This is a genomic window from Promicromonospora iranensis (assembly GCF_028994775.1).
Classification (GTDB): domain Bacteria; phylum Actinomycetota; class Actinomycetes; order Actinomycetales; family Cellulomonadaceae; genus Promicromonospora; species Promicromonospora iranensis_A.
This window is the reverse complement of sequence record NZ_JAJQMN010000003.1, coordinates 250,024-267,315: the sequence shown is the minus strand read 5'-3', so window position 1 is coordinate 267,315 and position 17,292 is coordinate 250,024. Positions and strand designations below refer to the sequence as shown.

Genomic DNA, 17,292 nt, shown 5'->3' with positions numbered 1-17,292 from the left:
CTGGGTATTTGCGCTCTCAGCGCTCGAAACAGCGCAAATAGCCAGCACTCAACACGTCAGACCTTCTTTGGGGCTACCCGGGACAGCAGCGCGCCAGTCGTCGAGCGGACCCGGCCGCCGAGCGACGAGTCCTGCGACGCCGACAGCAGCGCCAGCATCGAAGCCGGGTCGCCCTGGACGAGCATCGTCGTGATCGCCGTGCGCTCCCAGGTGGGCAGTTCGCGACGGATCTTGTCGATCGGTCCGACCAGCGCGATCTCCTCCACGAGCTGAGTCGGGACAGCCGCGGCCGCCTCCTCCTTGCGCCCGGCGAGGTACAGCTCCTGCACCTTGTCGAGCGGTTCCTGGTAGCCGAGCCGGTCGAGCGACTGCTTGTGGAAGTTCGCCTCCTTGGCGCCCATCCCGCCCGCGTAGAGGGCGATGTGGGGGCGGATGACGTCGGCGGCGGCCTCGACGTCGTCCCGCACGACGACGGGGACGGTCGCCGCGACCTCGAACCGGTCCGCCGGCGAACGCTCCTCCGCGCGAGTGTCGAAGCCCTCGGCGAGCAGCGCGCGGAACTCGTCGTCCATGCGGGGCGCGTAGAAGCCCGCCATCCAGCCGTCGGCGATCTCGGCGGCGAGGGCCACGTTCTTGGGGCCCTGCGCGGCGAGCACGATGGGGATCTCCGGCCGGAACGGGTGCACCGTCGGCTTGAGCGCCTTGCCCAGCCCCATCGCGCCGGGCGCCTCGGCGGGCAGCGGCAGCTGGTAGAAGGAACCGTCGTGGGTCACCGGTGCCTCGCGCCGCATCACCTGCCGCACGATGTCGACGTACTCGCGCGTGCGGGCCAGCGGGCGCCGGTACGGCTGGCCGTACCAGCCCTCGACGACCTGCGGCCCGGAGGCGCCGAGGCCGAGCACGAACCGGCCCTTGGACAGGTGGTCCATCGTGAGCGCCTGCATGGCGGTCGCCGTCGGCGTGCGGGCCGACAGCTGGGCGATGCCCGTGCCCAGCCGCACGTTCTTGGTGCGGGAGCCCCACCAGGCCAGCGGCGAGAACGCGTCGGAGCCGTAGGCCTCCGCCGTCCAGACCGAGTCGAGACCGAGCCTGTCGGCGGCCACGATGAACTGCTGGATGCCCTTCGGGGGCCTGCGGGACCAGTAACCGGTCTGGAATCCGATACGCATAGGGGTTCACCTCGTCGTGGAAACGTCTTACCTGAAACGACACGTCCCAGGTACCGCGCCCACCCTACCGCTAGCGCACCCGTGATCGCGGTGGTCGGTGGAACCGCTCCGGCTACCGTGGAGACGTGGCCACCTACGACGACGTCGCCCGGCTCGCCCTCGCGCTGCCCGAGACCTCCGAGGGCACGAGCTACCGCCACCGCGCCTGGTCCGTCGGGCGCAAGGCGTTCGCCTGGGAGCGCCCGTTCACCCGGGCCGATCTCGAGCGGTACGGGGACGATCCCGTGCCGGGCGGCCCGATCGTCGGCGTACGCGTCGAGGACCTGGGGGAGAAGGAGGCGATCCTGGCGGAGGGCCGGCCGGGGTTCTTCACCATCCAGCACTTCGTGCCCCTGGGCCGGGAGCCGCGTCCGCGTGGTCGGCAAGAGGTCCGGCGGTCGGCAAAAGGTCAGAAGGTCGGCAACTTGAACTGCCGACCTTCTGACCTTCTACCGACCACTCGATCGGCGCGCTGCGCGGGCGCGGCGCGGGTCAGATCGAGTACTCGATGAGTTCCGAGGGGTCCTCGTGTCGCGCGCGGTCCGCTACCGGGGCGTTCGGCACCCGGACCCGTGCGGGGATACCCACCGCGACGGCTCCCGCGGGAACGTCCTTCACGACGACGGCGTTGGCGCCGATCTGCACGTCGTCCCCGACCCACACGGGGCCCAGCACCTTGGCGCCGGCGCCGACGGTCACCCGGTCGCCGAGAGTCGGGTGCCGCTTGCCCCGGTTGAGCGACCGGCCGCCCAGCGTGACGCCGTGATAGAGCATGACGTCGTCGCCCACCACCGCGGTCTCTCCGATCACCACACCCATGCCATGGTCGATGAAGAGCCGCTGCCCCAGCCGGGCACCGGGGTGGATCTCGATCCCCGTCGCCGCCCGCGCGAGCTGCGAGAGCAGCCGCGCGGGCAGGCGAAGGACCGGCACCCGCCACATACGGTGCGCCGCGCGGTAGGCCCAGAGAGCATGCACGCCGGGGTAGGCGAGTGCGACCTCCAGGCGGGACCGCGCGGCCGGGTCGTGGGCGCGCGCGGCGTCCAGGTCCTCGGCAAGAACCTGGAGGAGCCCGTGCGCCCGCGCCATCAGTCGACCAGGCCCTCGAACAGCGGGGTGGACAGGTAGCGCTCGCCGAAGCTGGGAATGATCACGACGATCGTCTTGCCGGCGTTCTCCGGACGCTTCGCGACCTCCAGCGCCGCGGACAGTGCCGCACCCGACGAGATGCCGACGAGCAGGCCCTCCTCGCGGGCCGCCCGGCGGGCGAACTCGATGGCGGTGCCGGCGTTGACGTCGATGACCTCGTCGTACACGTTGGTGTCGAGGATCTCGGGCACGAAGTTCGCGCCGATGCCCTGGATCTTGTGCGGGCCGGGGGCGCCGCCGTTGAGGATCGGCGACTCCTCGGGCTCGACCGCGACGACCTTGACCTCGGGCTTGCGCTCCTTCAGGACCTGGCCGACGCCGGTGATGGTGCCGCCCGTGCCGATACCGGCCACGAGGATGTCGACGGCGCCGTCCGTGTCGGCCCAGATCTCCTCGGCCGTGGTCTCGCGGTGGATCTTCGGGTTGGCCTCGTTCGCGAACTGGCGCGCCAGGACGGCGCCCGGGCGCTCGGCGGCGATCTTCTCGGCCGCGGCGACCGCGCCCTTCATGCCCTCGGAGCCCGGCGTGAGCACCAGCTCGGCGCCGTACGCACGCAGCAGGGCGCGGCGCTCCTTCGACATGGTCTCCGGCATCGCCAGGACCACCTTGTAGCCGCGGGCCGCGCCGACGAAGGCCAGCGCGATGCCGGTGTTGCCCGAGGTGCCCTCGACGATCGTGCCACCCTCCTTGAGCTCGCCGGAGGCCTCGGCGGCGTCGACGATCGATACACCGATGCGGTCCTTGACGGAGCTGGCGGGGTTGTAGAACTCGAGCTTGGCGAGAACCGTCGCCTCGAGGCCCTCGGTCAGGCGGTTGAGCCTGACGAGCGGCGTGTTACCGATGAGCTTGGTCGCGTCGTCGTAGATGCGGGCCATTGTTCGTACTTCCTTCGCTGTGTGGCGGTGTGGCTGGCTGGGGTCGTGCTTGTCCGACGTCGGCGCCCGGGTCGTGCGGAGGCGCACCTCGGGACTGGCGTGGATCGTCTGGGGTGTGGGCGGGGTCCGGAGCGTCGCGCCGGCGCCAGGGCCACGCACGGCCGGGCCGGTGTGGTCGGGCGCAGAGCGGACGCTCTACAGACAGCCTCGGGGGCAGCAGTCAGTTACGCACATCGAGTGCGTGGCGGCCAGGAGGGCGGAGGTGGGGAGTGCGGAGCGCACGGTGCTCAAGACGTCCTCCCTGCGTGGGGCGGCCAGCTGGCCGCGCGGCTGCATGTTCCGTAGCGGGCCATCGGCTCGCCTGGAGCAGATTACGCGCGCGAGGACTGTGAGACAAGATCTGTCTCAGGTATCGATCATGTCGATACTTTGCGCCGACTGCCGGGCGGCTCCCGACTGCCGCCGGACAGTGACCGATCGTCGTCGGACACCACATCGGCCCCGGTCCACCGAAGGACCGAGGCCGACGGGCCGCTGAGGGTTATCTGTGCCGGGTTGCTGCTGGGTCCACGCCGGGCCGATGCCGGTCCGGCCGCCGGACGTGGGTCAGATGGCGTACTGGCCGAGACGGCAGGCGGCGGCCGCCGTCGTCGCCACCTTTGTCCTGACGACCGACTCGGACTCGGACTCGGACTCGGACCCGGTCCCGGTCTCGGCCCCACTGCCGCCGATGTTGATGTCCGAGCACAGGTAGTAGGGCTGGTCCAGGTGGGAGGCCTGCCAGATCGTGTACAGCACCGCCCGGCCGCTGCGGCCGGACAGGTCGACGTCGGTCTCGTACGTGCCCTGCGCCGGGTACGAGCCGGTCACCTTGACCAGCTCGACGTCGTCCCAGCCGAGCGCTTCCGTCGTCGGGTCGAAGCCGGGCTCGGAGACGTAGATGCGCAGGTAGTCGGCGCCGTGCCGGGCCTGGTCGGTCAGGGTGAGGTGGAACTGCTGCGGGACGTCCTTGGCGATCCACTCACCAGGGGTGTCCATGTAGTCGTACCGCGGCGACTGGGTGCGGCCGCCGGAGCAGAGCTGCCCGTTCGGGATGACGCCCTCGTGGTTGCCGCCCACGTTCTCCCGGTAGAGGCCGTTCCAGTTCCACATGGCGTTGGGGTCGTGCTGCCACGCGCCCCAGCACATCGGGTCGAGCTCGTCCATGTCGGGGTTCTGGTGATCGCTGCCCCAGCGCTCGAGGCACCCGTAGTTACGGGTGGGCGGGTCAGTCACGGAACCGTGTGCGGACGCCGGTGCCGCCGTGATGGTGTCCGCGGTGACCGCGGCCACCATGGCGAACGGGGCGACCAGTGCCGCGGTGATGGCGAGCGTGAGACTGCGCTTGTGCGCACGGACGGACATGGGTTCCTCCAGGTGCTCGGGCGAGTGCGCCTGGCGGAGCCCGCCACGGCGCGTGCAGGAACACTGTGCGGAGGCTGAGCGGGCGAAAACTACCTGTTGAAACGTTTAGAGTTCGGGAGGACCGCCGATCCCTGGCTGACGGAGCCAAGTGTGCTTATGGTCGAGGAGACCGAGTGCCTTGGAGGTTTGCATGGCTGTCAACGATCCGCCCGCCGTGGTCCCGCCCGTCATCCAGGAGTTCATCGACGCCACCAACGCGGCCGACACCGAACGTTTCGTGGCCACCTTCGCGGACGACGCGTACCTGAACGACTGGGGACGCGAGTTCCACGGCCCCGACGGCGTCCGGAGCTGGAACGAGACCGACAACATCGGCATGCAGAGCCAGTTCGAGCTGATCTCCGTGCTGCCTGGCTCCGCCCACGGCGAGTACACCGCGAACATCAAGGTGACGAGCAACCGGTTCAACGGGACCGGGCCGTTCAAGTTCGTGCTGCGCGACGGGAAGATCGCGAGCCTGGTGCTCAGCTGACGCCGGTCTTGGTGCGCCGGGCGCACAGGGTGAGCCGGTACGGGCCGTCGCTCCGCTCGCCAGGGGCAAGCAGGTAGTCCGCGGACCGTGTTGCCCTCCGTAGACAACGTCTGCTCTCGGCAACACGGCTCCGGTTGGCTCACCGAGCCCCCGTCAGCCCTTCCTACCGCGGCGGCGGAGAAAGTGTTCCTGTCGCCAGCGCCGACCCGCGATCGCGGGCGGGCCGGCCACCACCGCCGCCGTCGACATCGGGCTGAACGTCGCCGGCCAGCTCGCCGGGGGCGTGCGGAGCGTCTTGAGCGCCTCGTCGACCACCTCGACCGGGGAGCGGCCGCGGAGCGGGAAGCGGAGAAACACCTGATACCCGGGGTCCGTCGTCCGCAGCACGACGCGGTAGGTCGACGGGTCGTCGAAGACCGGCCGGGCGAACTGCAGCCGCAAGCCCTCGGCGGCGAGCCACGCGTGGTCGACGCCGGTGAGGATCAGGCGTTCCGCGGTGTCCTCCGGTCGCTCCCAGGTGTGGTCGGCGCCGATGCGCGCGACCTCGGCGTCGTACGCCGCCGCGTCGAACGTCGCCCCGTGATCGACCGGGGTCGCGTGGAGCCAGTCCCAGTGCACGACGTGGCCCTCCCGCCGGATCTGGACGTCGGTGACGCCGCACCCGTAGGTGCCGCACGTGCAGCGGGCGATCGGCACGACGCGGGGTTCGGCCGTGGCGACGAGCCGGTTCTCCGGGAGGAGCAGCCCGAACGGCGACATGCCGAGCCCGGCGCCACGGGACGTCATCTCGATGTCGTCCACGAAGACCTGGACCTCAAGGTCCTCCCCGAGCTCGTCGGAGACACGGGCGACGGCGAACCGGATGGTTCCGGCGACCGAGGTCATGCTCGGCGGGGTTCCGGCTCGGCCGACCGCGGGAACGTCCGGACGTGCCACCAGATCACGAGCGGCACCACGACCAGCTCGAGCACCAGCGCTCCGATGAACACCGGGTGCGGCCAGCCCGTCACCGCGACCGAGACGAGCCGCGGGACGGCGCCGAGCGACGCGATCGCGAGGATCACCCGTGTCACGGCAGCCCGCTCCCGGGGCCGGCGCAGGCTCCACCAGAGCAGCAGTCCCGCGGCGAGCCAGAACACGTTGGTGAACCGGTACTCGCTGTCGACCGTGGCGTTCACCGCCTCGCCGTCGGGCAGGGCCGCCGGGCCACCCACGATGCCGAGCAGCCCGCTGAGCACGGGAACGGTGCCGAGCACTGCGATGACCACGATCACTGTCCGTCGACCCATATGGGCAGTCTGGCACGTGTGTCCGGTCAGCCGGGAAGGCTCACCACATCGTCACCTCGGCCCCGAGCTCCAGCCCGTCGTCGGTCGCGCGTGCCGAAGAGATCGTCACGTCGTCCTGCCCCTCCGGGAAGGTCACGCCCTCCGCCAGCCGGTCCAGGTCGGGGTTGTCGAGCTGATCCGCCAGCACGGAGACGGGGAGGGTCAGCCCGCCGAACCGCACGGTGTCCGCGCGCAGGACGGCCTGACCGCCCTCGGCCGCCACCGAGAGGAGCACGTCCACGGTCTGCTCGTTGCCCGCGATGGAGAGCGGCACCTGCGCCACCAGGTTCCCGGACTCCGCGGCGACCTCGAGCTCCGGCAGGTCCGTCGTGGACCGCGCCGTGTCGGTGAGGGCCTCGGGGGAGACCCGCACCGACACGGTGGCCCGACCGGTCGCGACCTGCCAGAGCGCGGGGGTGTCGTCGCGCGTCACGGTGACCCCCGGGGGGAGGTCTGCCTCGGTGGCCGCGATCCGGTCGTCGATGATGCCCCGCAGGACGAGCTCGCCGGCCACACCGAGCACGACCAGCCCACCGACCACCGAGGCGATGGCGACGATCCAGCGACGGCGAGGACGATGAGGGGTGCTCCGTGTCATGGGGACCATTCGACAGCACGGACATGACGATCCGCTGGGCGTGCTGTGATGGGTCCGGGGCGGCTCAACGCCTGCTCAGGCGAAACACCCCGACCCAGGCGCGGGCGTCCAGGTCGCGGGGCAGCGCACCCGGCCGGACGCCGTGCTCCCGTGCCCACCGCCGCGCGTCGTCCCGCGCGAGCCCCTGGCGCGTGAGGATCTCGTGCAGTCCCCGGCCGCGACCGTTGAACACGGCGGACACGAACCGCTGGTAGCGGCGTTGTTCGCTCGGAGGCAGGAGGGGTGCCGCACGACGGTCGATGACGAGCAGCCCCGCATCCACGCTCGGCCGCGGCCGGAACGCCGCGGCGGGGACGCGGCGGTCCAGGCGGGGCGAGAACCACGGCCACCACTGGGCGGTCAGGAGAGTGGCGCCGCCGACGCCGGCCCTCTTGCGCGCGACCTCCCACTGCGTGATCAGCACGGCCCGCTGCCAGCCGGTCAGCGTGAACAGTCGCCGCAGCACGGGCGTGGTCAGGTGGAACGGCACGTTGCACACGAGGTCGTGGGGGTCCGACGGCGGTGCGTGGCGCAGGATGTCGTCCCGCGTCACCGTGACGTTGCCCGGGACCAGCTGACCCAGCCGTCCGGTGGAGCGTGGGTCGATCTCGACCGCCTCGAGCGGACGGCCCAGACGTGCCAGGGGCAGGGTCAGCGCCCCACGTCCCGCCGCCCACTCGACCAGCGGCCGGTCGACATCGGGGACGAGGTCGACGACGCGGCGGACGACCTGCGGGTCGACCAGGAGGTTCTGGCCCAGCTCGTGGGCGCCGCCCGGCAGGTCGTGGGCGGCCTCCGCGGTGACCCGTCGATCGGGCGAGGCCCCACGGGAGGCGGCGTTGCGGGCGGTGTCTCGGGCATAGGTGCGTGAGGAACGGTTGCGCGACATGGTGTGCTCCGGAAGTCGTCGGTACTCGAGTTCCGGGCAGCACGAAACGCGCCGCCCGGCGGGAGCCGGCGGCGCGGAGCACGCGCTGGGGTGGTGGTGTGCGTTCCGCGCCGCTAGCGGGCGGAACGCTGCCTGATCATTGCGTTCATATCGGAGCCGACTCTAGGAGCCTGCCGCGGGAGAGCGCCAAGGAATTTTCCGGGGCGGGTTGACACGACGATCTCGCGATGGTCGTATGGCGCGACTGTTAACGCTCACATTCTTGCGAGGTCCCCGTGCAAAGAAGCACCAGACGTTCCCGCCTGCCTCTCCGCTCCGTTGCCGTCGGCGCTGTCGCGGCTCTGCTCGGAAGCCTGATCCCGTTCCTGCCCGCGAGCGCCACGGGGGCGCGGGTGCCCGCGACGGCGCTGGAGACCACGATGTCCGGCACCACCACCGCCGTCACCGCGACCGCCGCCGACGGCGCCACCCAGGCGGAGGCCGATTCCGCTGCCGCCGCGCTGAGCATCGTGCATGCGGACGACGTGCGCGGGCACCTCACGCTGCCGACGTCCGGCCTGCACGACGCGACGGTCACCTGGGCGTCGTCCGACCCCGCCGTCGTCGCCACCGACGGTGTGGTGCACCGTCCCGCGCACGGCGCGGGGGACGCCCGGGTGACCCTGACCGCGACCGCCGACGTCGGCGGTGCGACCGCCACCCGGGAGATCCCGCTCACCGTGCGCGAGCAGCCGGCCGCCGCGCCGTACGAGGGTTACGCGTTCAGCTACTTCACGGGCAACTCGATCGCCGGCGAGAAGATCTACTTCGCGGCGAGCCGCGGCAACGACGCGCTGCGGTGGGACGAACTGGGCGGCGGGCAGCCGACGCTCGAGTCGGCGGAGGGCACGCTCGGCCTCCGCGACCCGTTCCTGATCCGCTCGCCCGAGGGCGACCGCTTCTTCCTGATCGCCACCGACCTGTCGATCGGCCGCAACGGCAACTGGGACGCCGCACAGCGCCAGGGCAGCAAGTACCTGGAGATCTGGGAGTCCACGGACCTGGCCAACTGGTCCGAGCAGCGGCACGTAAAGGTCTCGCCGGACAACGCCGGCAACACCTGGGCGCCCGAGGCGTACTGGGACGAGACACTCGGGCAGTACGTGGTGTTCTGGGCCTCGAAGCTGTACGCGGCCGACGACCCGGACCACACCGGCAGCGCGTACAACCGGATGCTCTACGCGACCACGCGCGACTTCGTGACGTTCAGTGAGGCCAAGGTCTGGCAGGACCGCGGTGAGTCCCGGATCGACTCCACGGTCATCAAGGAGAACGACACCTACTACCGCTTCACCAAGGACGAGGGCGGTGGCGGCACGGGCTGCTCCGACATCATCCAGGAGAAGTCCCCGACGCTGACCGCCGTGGACCTGCCGGGCGACCCGTCGTGGGAGTTCATGGCCGGCTGCATCGGCCGCGACGCCGGCACCTCCGCCGTCGAGGGCCCGACGGTCTTCGAGGCCAACCCCGGCGACACGTCCGGCTCGCCCTACTACCTGTTCGTCGACGAGTACGGCGGCCGCGGCTACATCCCGCTCGGCACCGAGGACCTGGAGAACCCGGACTGGCAGGTCCCGCCGTCGTACGACCTGCCCGGCAGCCCGCGGCACGGCACAGTCATCCCGGTCACGGCCGCGGAGCTCGCGGCGCTGCGCGACGGCATAGTGGTCCCCGAGGAGCCCACCCCCGTCGTCGCCGACGAGAACGGTCTGGTCGCGCAGTACGACTTCGACGAGACCAGCGGTTCCGTCGCCACCGACAGCACCGGCCACGGGTACGACGGCGCGGTCAGCGGCGACGCGACGTTCGCCGACGGCGCGCTGAACCTCGGCGGCACCGACGGCCACGTGAAGCTGCCGAACGACATGATGGCGGGGCTGGACGCGATCACCGTGTCGACGAAGGTCTGGCTCGATCCCGCCCAGGCCACGCCGTACTTCATCTGGGGCCTCGGCAACACCGACGGCGCCGGTGTCGGCAACGGCTACCTGTTCACCACGGGCAACAACTACCGGACCTCGATCGCCACCGGGAACTGGAGCACCGAGCAGACCGTCGCTTCGGGTTCCGCGCTGCCGCGCGGCGCGTGGAAGACGCTGACCTACACGCTCCAGGACGGGACCGCCACGCTCTACCTCGACGGCGTCGAGGTCGGCGAGAAGACCGGCGTCACCATCAAGCCCGGCGACATCGGCAAGGGCCGGACGACGGCCAACTACATCGGCCGCTCCAACTACGCCTCGGACAGGTACCTCAAGGGCAAGGTGCGGGACTTCCGCATCTACAACCGCGCGCTGTCGGCGGACGAGGTCCGCGAGCTCGGGGCGGACCCGACGGCCATCACCGGGGTGGAGCTCGACAGCCTCAAGGTCCCCGCGGTGATCGACGACGCCACCTCGACCGTGACGCTGCCGGTCCGGCCCGGTACCGACCGGACGGCGCTGGAGCCGGCCTTCGAGGTCGTGTCCACGTCGTCGATCGCGCCGGACGTGACGGGTCCGATGGACCTCTCGTCCGCGAGGACGTTCACGGTCACCGCGCAGGACGGCGCCACCCGGGACTGGACGGTGCGCGCCGTGGAGATGCGGTCGCCCGTCCTGCCCGGCCTGTACGCCGACCCCAACATCGCGAAGTTCGGCGACCACTACTACATCTACGCGACCACCGACGGCGTCGCGGGCTGGGGCGGCAAGGACTTCTACGTCTGGAAGTCGACGGACCTGGCCGACTGGGAGCGTTCGGAGAAGCCGTTCCTGACCCTCGACGGAGGAGGAGGCAACGTGCCCTGGGCGAGCGGCAACGCCTGGGCGCCGACCATCATCGAACGGGACGGGAAGTACTACTTCTACTTCTCGGGCCACAACCCGACGTACAACCGCAAGACGCTGGGCGTCGCCGTGGCCGACAGCCCCGAGGGCCCGTTCACCGCGCAGCCGACGGCGATGGTCCTGGGCAACGAGGCGATCACGTCGGGCCAGGCGATCGACCCGGCGGCGTTCCAGGACCCGGAGACCGCCAAGTACTACCTGTTCTGGGGCAACGGCGGGCCGTCGAACGGGCCGGTCTACGCCGAGCTGAGCGACGACATGCTCTCGATCAAGCAGGACACGCTCCGGCGGATCAGCGGTTTGAACGACTTCCGCGAGGGCCTCTTCCTCAACTACCGCGACGGGCTCTACCACCTGACCTACTCGATCGACGACACCGGTTCGCCGAACTACCGGGTCGGCTACGCCACGGCCACGAGCGTCCACGGTCCGTGGACGTACCGCGGCGTCATCCTGGAGAAGGACCCGAGCCAGGGCATCCTCGGGACCGGGCACAGCTCGATCGTGCAGGTACCGGGGACCGACGAGTGGTACATCGCCTACCACCGGTTCGGGATCCCGGGCGGCGACGGCACGCACCGTGAGACCACCATCGACCGGCTGACCTTCGGCGACGACGGCCTCATGCAGAAGGTGGTGCCGACACTCACCAGCGTCGACCCGCTGCCCTACGACGGCGTCCAGCCCGAGGCACTGCGTACGCCGAAGGTGCGGGGCAGGACGGCGGTCGGGGCGACGCTCGCCGGGACGCCCGGCACCTGGGACCAGGACGACGTCGCGTTCAGCTACCAGTGGCTCCGCGACGGTGAGCCGGTGGACGGTGCGACCCGCCAGACGCTGCGCCTGACGAGCGCCGACGTCGGGCACCGGATGTCTGTGCGGGTGACCGCGCAGCGGCCGGGCGCGTTCCCGGGCGTCGCGGTCTCGGAGGCGACGGCGAAGGTGACGCCGCGGGGCTGACGCTGCCGGTGGTCGAGCTTGTCGAGACCCGGTGAGGTCCCGACAAGCTCGACCATCGAACGAGGCACCGGCGTCATTCGCTCCGGAGGTTTCCCGGACGGGTCAGCCGCCACAGCAGCGGCAGGCTGCCGGTCGTCGTCAGGAGCACCACGAGCGCCGCGGCTCCTGAGGTCAGCCCCACACCTTGCCAGTCGAAGGTGAGCGGCGCCTCGACCGCGGCCTGGAGCGCCAGCGCCAGGACCGAGCCCGTCAGCACGGCCAGGGCCAGCCCGAGCACCACCGGGATGGCCACCTGGAACAGCACCGAACCGCCGAGGGTCTGGCGCCGGGTGCCGAACGCGACGAGCACCGCGAGCAGCTGACGGCGCTCCCGGAGCTGCTCGATGACGTTGACGAGCATGCTCGCACCGATCAGCACCAGCAGGGCCACCGTGCCGACCAGCAGCACCTGCCGGACGCCGCCGAGGACCGAGGCGACGCGCTCCTGCTCGATCGGGTTGGCATAGGCGGCAGGGTCCACCTGGGCCGCCGCGGTGCGCAGGTGTTCCAGCGCGTCCGGTACGGCGGGATCGAGGCTGACGTAGGCGATCACCGACTCCGGGCGGACGTCGATCCCGTCCAGCGCACCAGGCGTGACCAGGATCCGGGCCGGCATCCCGCCCATCGCGCCGAGGCCGCCCTGCGCCGGCTCCACGACCTGGGCCGACGCCGGGAGCGTCCATCGCGTCTGCTCTTCTCGTCCGGTGTCCAGCAGGTACGTGCTGCCGGCCTCCGGGGCGGTCGCACCGTCAGGCGCGACGACGAACACGTCGCCGTCGTCGCACGAATCGAGCCGGGCCTCCTGTGCCAGCACCTCGCAGGTACCGGCGTCGACCCCGATCTCGTCACCGGCCGTCTCGTCACCGGAGGACCGTCCGGTACCCGGTGCCGCCTGCACCCACACGGAGGACAGTGTCCCGACCCCCGCCACGCCCTCGGCGCGGGACAGCTCATGGGCCCACGTCGCCGCGGAGTCCGCGTCGGGATCGATGTCCAGCACCGAGGCCTGGAACGTGGTGGTGTCGGCCTGCGACTCGGCGGTGACCACACCGATCGCGCCCACCAGTCCCTGCAGCGCGATCAGGCCGGCCACCGAGACGGCGATCCCGGACACCGCGCGCACTGCCGTCCCGCTGTCCAGCTGCAGGCGGCGCACCGCGAGATCCCACGCGACCCCGCCCCCGTGCAGCCGGTGCACCGTCGCCTGGATCAGCCACGGCAGGATCAGCGCCATACCGGCCAGGACGAGGATCAGGCCGGCCACGACCATGGCCTGGCTGCCCAGCGATTCGTCGAACCCGCCGATCAGCGGGGTCAGCAGGGCCAGGCCCGCCACCGGGACGAGCAGCCGCCACCAGAACCGCCGGTGGTGTTCGCTGCTGCGCCGGACCACACCCAGCGGCTCGACCAGCACCTGCTTCAGCGCCGACAGCGTGACCAGGACCGTCGTCACCGGCACCAGCACCACGGTCAGCGCCGCGAGCACCGGGACGGGGCGCAGGTCTGCCGGGTAGAAGCTCAGCTCCGCGGGGACGGCATAGCCCGCCACCCGTCCGATCGAGAGAAAGAGCAGGGTTCCGACGGCCAGCCCGCCCACGGCGCCCGCGAGCGTCTCGCCCGCGGCGATCCGGCGGGTCATGGCGACGTCCGCCCCGACGAGGCGTACCGCCGCGAGCCTGCGGTCCCGGTGCTCGCTGCCGAACCGCACGGCCGTGCTGATGAAGATCGCGACGGGGAGCAGCAGCACGACCATGCCCACCAGGACGAGCAGCAGCAGGATGGCATCGAGGCCCTCGTCGGGCGTCTCGGCCCCGCCGAACGACTGGACTCGGTCGACGGTGACCGAGTTCGTGGTCAGCTGGTCGGTGCCCAGGTAGAACCTGAGCTCCTCGGGTCCGGCCAGCCCTTCGTCCCCGATGGTGCCGACGACCTGGTCGCCCCACCGGCCCTGCAGCGCCGCACCGTCGTCGGAGGCGAGCAGCTCAGCGAGGGCGGGGGAGACCACCACCTCGCCCGGCGCGAGCTGCTGCGTCACACCGGGAGGCAGCGGGGCGTCGTCGTCCTCCGGCTGGAGCTGCAGGCCCACGACGGGATCGTCGCGGAACATCGACCGCACCTCCTGGGTCAGGACCGTCGGCTCGCCCGGGGTCAGCTCCTGTTCGAAGGCCACGGAGCGGGCGTCGGCACGGGCGTCGCGGGCGTCGAGCACGGTGGGGACGCTGGCGGCGATCAGCAGCATCGCCACCCCGAGCCCCACGCCGACGGCGATCAGCGCCAGCCGGGTCCAGCCGGACCGCCCGCCGCCGACGCTGAGACGGACACCGAGGGCGAGGTCCGCGATGCGCCTCATCGGACGTACTCCCGCGCACGCACGCGGCCGTCGCGCACGACCGCCTCGTGGTCGGAGTACGCCGCGACCCGCGGCTCGTGGGTGACGAGTACGACGGCAGCCCCCGTGTCCCGGGCGGCCGCGACGAAGAGCTGCATGACCCGCTCGCCGTTCAGGGAGTCCAGGGCGCCGGTCGGCTCGTCGGCGAAGACGACCTTGGGCCGGGTCACGAGCGCGCGAGCGACCGCCACGCGCTGCCCCTGGCCGCCGGACGCCTGGCCGGGGCGCTTGCCCGCGACGTCGGACACCTCCAGCCGCTCCAGCCAGGCCTCCGCGCTGCGCAGGGCCGCGCGGCGGCTCGCGCCGCCCAGCCGCAGCGGGAGCGCCACGTTCTCGACGCAGGTGAGCTCGGGGACGAGCTGACCGAACTGGAAGACGAACCCGAACTCGCTGCGCCGCAGGGCGCTGCGCTCGTTGTCGTGCAGGGCGGTCAGGTCGCGTCCGGCGTACGTCACGCGGCCCGAGTCCGGTGTGAGGATCCCGGCGAGGCAGTGCAGCAGGGTGGACTTGCCGGAGCCGGAGGGCCCCATCAGCGCGAGGACCTCCCCGGCGTGCACCTCGACGGACGCCGACTCCAGCGCCGTGGTGGGGCCGAAGCTGAGGTGCAGGTCCTCGGCGGTGAGCAGTGGTTCGGTGGGCATCAGGGCTCCAGGGTGTGGCGGTCTCGGGCGGGGAACGGGCCGGGGCGGGCTACGCGCGGACCTGCGCGGCGAGCTGCTGCAGGCGTGCGGCGGTGAGCTCGAGCCAGCGCAGGTCCGCCTCGAGGTGGAACAGCGCGTGGTCGCAGATGAGCTGGTCGGCCAGGTCGCCGTCGTTCTTGCGGCGGGTGAGGTCCCGCATGAGGCGCAGGTGCGCGGAGCGCTGCGTGTCGAGCACGTCGTTGGCGTCGTGCCCCGTGAGCAGGGCGAGCACCACCTTCGTGTAGAGCGTGCTCTGCAGGTAGGGCTCCGGCTTCTCGGGCCGGTCGAGCCAGCCGGTGACGTCGGACACTCCGGCGTCGGTGATCGCGTACTTCTTGCGCTCGGGGCCGGCGCCGGGCTCCGACTCGACCTCGACGAGGCCGTTCTTCAGCAGCCGGGCGAGCGTCGAGTAGACCTGGCCGTAAGCCAGGGGGCGGTCCTGGCCGAAGCGTTCGTCGTAGGAGCGCTTCAGGTCGTACCCGTGCCGCGGCCCGCCCTCGAGCAGCCCGAGCAACGCGTGTCCAATACTCATGCACCGAACTATACACACGATGTATACACCCAACGAAGACTCCGTTGAGTGCTGGCTATCTGTGGGATCTGGCCGTGCTGAGCCACAAATACCCAGCACTCAACGAGGCGGGGGGTGGGGCGGGTAGAGTTGAGCGCCGGCGGACGAAGACAGGTGGAGTTTTGTTGTTGCAGCACGAACAGATCGGTGAGTCTCGGTGACCGTCCTTAGCTCTGATGTCCGTCCGGTACAGGTCGAGGCGGCACGACGGCGCAGCATCGCCGTCATCTCCCACCCCGACGCCGGTAAGTCGACGCTCACCGAGGCGCTGGCGCTGCACGCGCACGCCATCGAGGAGGCCGGGGCGGTGCACGGCAAGGGCAACCGTGCCGGCGTCGTGTCGGACTGGCTCGAGATGGAGCAGAAGCGCGGCATCTCGATCACCTCGGCGGCGCTCCAGTTCGTCTACGGCGACGTCGTGATCAACCTGTTGGACACGCCCGGCCACGCCGACTTCTCCGAGGACACCTACCGCGTCCTGACCGCCGTCGACGCCGCCGTCATGCTGCTCGACTCGGCCAAGGGCCTGGAGCCGCAGACGCTCAAGCTGTTCGAGGTCTGCCGCCGTCGCGGGGTACCCGTCATCACGTTCGTCAACAAGTGGGACCGGCCCGGACGCGAGGCGCTCGAGCTGTGCGACGAGCTCGAGGAGCGCATCAACCTGCGCCCGACGCCGCTCACCTGGCCCATCGGCGAGGCGGGCCGGTTCCTCGGCCTGCTGGACCGGGCCAGCGGTGAGGTGCGCACCTACCGCCGCGCCCCGGGCGGCGCGTCGATCGCCGAGGAGAGTGTGCTCACCCCGCAGGCCGCCGCCGAGTCCCTGGGCGACGACCACACCGAGGCCGTTGAGAGCGTGCAGCTCCTGGACGCGGTCGACCACGACTCCTTCCTCGCCGGCACGACGACGCCGATGCTGTTCGGCGCGGCACTGGCCAATATCGGCGTCCGCCAGCTCCTGGACGCCGTCGTCGAGCTCGCGCCCGCCCCCGGTCCGCGGCCCGACGTCGACGGCGGGGCCCGCGAGGTCACTCAGCCGTTCAGCGGGTTCGTGTTCAAGATGCAGGCGGGCATGGACCCGAACCACCGCGACCACGTCGCGTTCATCCGCGTGTGCTCGGGCCGGTTCGAGCGCGGCATGGTCGTCACGCACGAGCGCACCGGCCGGCCGTTCGCCACCAAGTACGCCCTGTCGGTCTTCGGCCGCGAACGGTCGACGGTCGAGGACGCCTATCCCGGCGACGTCGTCGGCCTCGTCAACGCCAGCACGCTAGCCGTCGGCGACACGGTGTTCGACTCCTCGGGTCCCCGCGTGCGGTTCCCCCCGATGCCGGTGTTCGCGCCCGAGCACTTCGCGGCCGCACGCGTGGCCGACCCGGGCCGCTCCAAGCAGTTCCGCAAGGGCATCGCCCAGCTGGAGCAGGAGGGCGTCGTCCAGGTCCTGATCTCCGAGGCGCGCGGCGACGGCAACCCGATCCTGGCGGCCGTCGGCCCGCTGCAGTTCGAGGTCGCGACGTTCCGCATGGAGCACGAGTTCTCCGCGCCGATCCGCATGGAGACGCTGGGGCTCTCGCTGGCCCGGGAGGCCGCGCCGAGCGACATCGACACCATCGCCGGCTACCCGGGCGTCGAGGTGGTGCGCCGCGGTGACGGGACCCCGCTGGTCCTGCTGCGCGACATCTGGCACGCGCGTGCGTTCGAGCGCGCCCACCCCGACGTCCCGCTGATTCCTCTGGTCGCCAGCGGCGTCTGACCCGACACTCCGGC

Annotated in this window: 15 protein-coding genes; 4 read left to right on the top strand and 11 right to left on the bottom strand. The window is 71.4% G+C overall.

What is annotated here, in order from left to right:
• Nucleotides 1-56: 56 nt before the first annotated feature.
• Nucleotides 57-1,169, bottom strand: coding sequence for an LLM class F420-dependent oxidoreductase (locus LUU90_RS06595; protein ID WP_275002555.1), 1,113 nt, complete (start codon nt 1,167-1,169; stop codon nt 57-59).
• 125 nt (nt 1,170-1,294) lie between these two features.
• Between LUU90_RS06595 and LUU90_RS06590 the strand changes: the two genes are divergently transcribed.
• Nucleotides 1,295-1,720: a hypothetical protein gene (locus LUU90_RS06590; RefSeq protein ID WP_275002554.1), complete on the top strand. Its 426-nt coding sequence runs from the start codon at nt 1,295-1,297 to the stop codon at nt 1,718-1,720.
• On the opposite strand, the gene epsC is transcribed toward LUU90_RS06590, so the two are convergent.
• From epsC to LUU90_RS06575, 3 genes are all read right to left on the bottom strand, one after another.
• Complete coding sequence (epsC, locus tag LUU90_RS06585; protein ID WP_275002553.1) at nt 1,701-2,297, bottom strand: serine O-acetyltransferase EpsC; 597 nt, start codon at nt 2,295-2,297, stop codon at nt 1,701-1,703. The genes LUU90_RS06590 and epsC overlap by 20 nt on opposite strands.
• A complete protein-coding gene (gene cysK / locus LUU90_RS06580) occupies nt 2,297-3,232 on the bottom strand; it encodes a cysteine synthase A (RefSeq protein ID WP_275002552.1) in 936 nt (311 codons plus the stop codon). Before cysK ends, epsC begins: the two co-directional genes overlap by 1 nt.
• Nucleotides 3,233-3,838: 606 nt before the next feature.
• Nucleotides 3,839-4,636 (bottom strand): lytic polysaccharide monooxygenase auxiliary activity family 9 protein, encoded by a 798-nt coding sequence (locus LUU90_RS06575; RefSeq protein WP_275002551.1) that lies wholly within the window; start codon nt 4,634-4,636, stop codon nt 3,839-3,841.
• 190 nt (nt 4,637-4,826) lie between these two features.
• Here LUU90_RS06575 and LUU90_RS06570 point away from each other — a divergent pair, with 190 nt between their 5' ends.
• Complete coding sequence (locus LUU90_RS06570; RefSeq protein ID WP_275002550.1) at nt 4,827-5,168, top strand: nuclear transport factor 2 family protein; 342 nt, start codon at nt 4,827-4,829, stop codon at nt 5,166-5,168.
• A gap of 153 nt (nt 5,169-5,321) precedes the next feature.
• Here the strand turns inward: LUU90_RS06570 and LUU90_RS06565 are convergent, their stop codons facing one another.
• From LUU90_RS06565 to erm, 4 genes are all read right to left on the bottom strand, one after another.
• The gene (locus LUU90_RS06565; RefSeq protein ID WP_275002549.1) at nt 5,322-6,053 is read right to left on the bottom strand and encodes a hypothetical protein; all 732 of its coding nucleotides are present in this window, start codon (nt 6,051-6,053) and stop codon (nt 5,322-5,324) included.
• A complete protein-coding gene (locus LUU90_RS06560; protein ID WP_275002548.1) occupies nt 6,050-6,457 on the bottom strand; it encodes a DUF4345 domain-containing protein in 408 nt (135 codons plus the stop codon). The genes LUU90_RS06565 and LUU90_RS06560 overlap by 4 nt, the downstream gene beginning before the upstream one ends.
• A 40-nt stretch (nt 6,458-6,497) precedes the next feature.
• Complete coding sequence (locus LUU90_RS06555; RefSeq protein ID WP_275002547.1) at nt 6,498-7,094, bottom strand: hypothetical protein; 597 nt, start codon at nt 7,092-7,094, stop codon at nt 6,498-6,500.
• A gap of 64 nt (nt 7,095-7,158) precedes the next feature.
• Complete coding sequence (gene erm, locus LUU90_RS06550) at nt 7,159-8,022, bottom strand: 23S ribosomal RNA methyltransferase Erm (RefSeq protein WP_275002546.1); 864 nt, start codon at nt 8,020-8,022, stop codon at nt 7,159-7,161.
• A gap of 275 nt (nt 8,023-8,297) precedes the next feature.
• Between erm and LUU90_RS06545 the strand changes: the two genes are divergently transcribed.
• A complete protein-coding gene (locus tag LUU90_RS06545; RefSeq protein WP_275002545.1) occupies nt 8,298-11,849 on the top strand; it encodes a family 43 glycosylhydrolase in 3,552 nt (1,183 codons plus the stop codon).
• Between the two features lie 73 nt (nt 11,850-11,922).
• On the opposite strand, the gene LUU90_RS06540 is transcribed toward LUU90_RS06545, so the two are convergent.
• The 3 genes from LUU90_RS06540 to LUU90_RS06530 are packed head-to-tail and all read right to left on the bottom strand — an operon-like array spanning nt 11,923 to nt 15,489.
• A complete protein-coding gene (locus LUU90_RS06540) occupies nt 11,923-14,238 on the bottom strand; it encodes an FtsX-like permease family protein (RefSeq protein WP_275002544.1) in 2,316 nt (771 codons plus the stop codon).
• Entirely contained in the window at nt 14,235-14,918 is a 684-nt protein-coding gene (locus tag LUU90_RS06535) for an ABC transporter ATP-binding protein (RefSeq protein WP_275002543.1), read from the bottom strand. Before LUU90_RS06535 ends, LUU90_RS06540 begins: the two co-directional genes overlap by 4 nt.
• 49 nt (nt 14,919-14,967) lie before the next feature.
• The gene (locus LUU90_RS06530) at nt 14,968-15,489 is read right to left on the bottom strand and encodes a PadR family transcriptional regulator (RefSeq protein WP_275002542.1); all 522 of its coding nucleotides are present in this window, start codon (nt 15,487-15,489) and stop codon (nt 14,968-14,970) included.
• A 196-nt stretch (nt 15,490-15,685) separates the two neighbouring features.
• Here LUU90_RS06530 and LUU90_RS06525 point away from each other — a divergent pair, with 196 nt between their 5' ends.
• A complete protein-coding gene (locus tag LUU90_RS06525) occupies nt 15,686-17,278 on the top strand; it encodes a peptide chain release factor 3 (protein WP_275002541.1) in 1,593 nt (530 codons plus the stop codon).
• Nucleotides 17,279-17,292: the final 14 nt, after the last annotated feature.